General features: G+C 72.1%; 3 protein-coding genes. 2 read left to right on the top strand and 1 reads right to left on the bottom strand.

Going from position 1 to position 2,128, the window contains the following annotated elements:
* Positions 1-215, bottom strand: a 215-nt coding sequence (locus HW577_RS24110; protein ID WP_198378639.1) for an SDR family NAD(P)-dependent oxidoreductase, incomplete at its 3' end; no start/stop codon positions are given.
* Between the two features lie 224 nt (positions 216-439).
* On the opposite strand from HW577_RS24110, the gene HW577_RS24105 reads away from it, so the two are divergent.
* Positions 440-1,192, top strand: a complete 753-nt coding sequence (locus HW577_RS24105) for a helix-turn-helix domain-containing protein (RefSeq protein ID WP_198378638.1) — start codon at positions 440-442, stop codon at positions 1,190-1,192.
* A gap of 92 nt (positions 1,193-1,284) precedes the next feature.
* Positions 1,285-2,128: hydrogen peroxide-inducible genes activator (locus tag HW577_RS24100; protein WP_198378637.1), on the top strand; the 844-nt coding region annotated here is incomplete at its 3' end.

Here is a 2,128-nt window from a genome sequence, read left to right as displayed (position 1 = left end):
TCGGCGGCGTCGAAGGGCAGGGGTTCCGCCACCCCGCCCGCGGCCGCGATTTCCGCAGCGAGCGCGATGAGCCCGTCGCGCCCGCGCGCCGCGATCACGACGGTGGCCCCCGCGCCGGCCGCGGCGCATGCGATGGCCCGCCCGATGCCGAGCGAGGCGCCGGTGACGAGGATCCTTCGCCCGTCGAGACGAAACGCCGTGCTGTCCAGCCCCATCCGGATCCTCCCTGGAGACACCCGACATGCACTGTCTGCATGACCTGGTTCTCGTTGCGTCATGACATGCGGCGCGCGTCACTTAACCCGCGCATCATGCACATCACATGCAGCCGTCATGCGTGTCTTTGTTCTTGATCTGCCTCAAGGCTGCGAGGAAACTCATGAAGTGGCCAGAAGGTCACGGGGAGCTTCGGGCGACACGGCCGCCCGGTCAGGTGATCATGAACCCACTCGACGCCACGCGCGGGATGATGGACGGCCTCGGCACCGAGGCGAACGTCTGCGTCAAATGCGGCTCCCGTTCCATCGGGCTCTGCGCGCCGCTCGATGTCGCGGCGCTCGACGACATGTCGGGCGAAAGCGAGCGCCTCACCGTCGAACCCCGGGACGCGATCTTCCACCAGGGGGATCCGGCCCGCTACGTCTACACGCTGACCGAAGGCATGGCGCGGCTGACGCGCGTGCTGCCGGACGGCCGCCAATCCGTGATCGGCTTTCGCTTCGCCGGGGACCTGCTGGGCTTCACGCCCGGCAGCGAACATGCCTTCGGGGCGGAGATGCTGACGCGCGGCACGGTCTGCCGGCTCGACCGCCGGCGGCTCGAGCAACTGTTCCGCCGCTACCCGGTGCTGGAACGCCGCTTCCTCGACCTCTGCGTCAAGGAACTCGCGGCGAGCCAGGACCATATCCTCGCCCTCGGCCGCTTCAACGCCGAGGAACGCGTCGCCGCCTTCCTCGTCTCGCTGGCGGAAGCGCAGGAACGCCGCGGCCGCCCGGGCCCGGTCTTCGACCTGCCGGCGACGCGCGCCGATATCGGCGAATTCCTTGGCCTGACGCTTGAAACCGTGAGCCGCGCCATCTCCGCCTTCCGCAAGCGCGGCTGGATTCGCCTGCACGGGCATTCGGGGATCGAACTGGTGGACCGCGAGTCGCTGATCGGGCTCGGCTCGGGCGAGGGCAGCTGCGCGGCCTGAGCGCCGCGCAGGACTTCCGGCCGCAAGGCACCTGGCCCGGGGCGGCCAACATTCCGTGACCGAATCGAGGCGTCCGGGATACTCCGGCGGGCATGACCGACCTGCCCAGCCCGCAGCAGCTGCGCTACCTCGTCGCCCTCGCCGAGCATGAGCATTTCGGCCGCGCGGCAACCGCCTGCGCGGTGACACAGTCCACCCTCTCCTCCGGCATCCTCGCCCTCGAACGCCTGCTCGACGCGGCGCTGCTGGAACGCACGGGCGGCAAGCGCCCGGTCTTCACCCCGCTCGGGCATGAACTGGTCGGCCGGGCGCGCATCGCGCTTGCCGCGCTCTCGGCCTGCGTCGAATCCGTCGCGGCGGCGCGGGACCCGATGAGCGGGCCGCTGCGCCTCGGCACCATCCCGACCATCGGGCCCTATATCCTTCCGCGCCTGATGCCCCGGCTGCGCGCCGACTTCCCGCGCCTGCGCCTGTGGCTGCGGGAGGATGTGGCGGACCGGCTGCTCGAAGCCCTCGCCGCCGGGCGGCTCGACCTGCTGCTGCTCGCGCTGCCCTGCGACGGCGGCGGGATCGAGACCGAGGCCATTGCCGAGGACCCCTTCGTGGTGGCCCTCCCGCCCGGCCATCCGCTCACCGACGCGGCCGAGGTCGCGCCCGCGGCGCTCGACCGTGCTGGATCGATGCTGCTGCTCGAGGACGGGCACTGCCTGCGCGACCACGCGCTGTCCGCCTGCGGGCTGGCCGGGCCGGCGCCCGGGGGCGAATTCGCCGCCACCTCGCTGCACACGCTGGTGCAGATGGTGGGCGGGGGGCTCGGCATGACGCTGCTGCCGCGGCTTGCCGTCGCGGGCGGCGTCGCCGCCGGCTCCGCGGTGGAACTCCGTCCGCTCGCCGGCGGCTTCGCGCGGCGCATCGCGCTCGCCTGGCGGCCGCGCA

Origin of the sequence: Neoroseomonas rubea, from assembly GCF_016106015.1 — a bacterium.
GTDB classification, from domain to species: Bacteria; Pseudomonadota; Alphaproteobacteria; order Acetobacterales; family Acetobacteraceae; genus Neoroseomonas; species Neoroseomonas rubea.
Note: the sequence above shows the minus strand (reverse complement) of the source record. Positions and strands in the feature narration are given on the sequence as shown.

Excerpts from the sequence above, each read along its gene's own strand:
- HW577_RS24105 (WP_198378638.1), top strand. The coding sequence starts at position 440 with ATGAACCCACTCGACGCCACGCGCGGGATGATGGACGGCCTCGGCACC.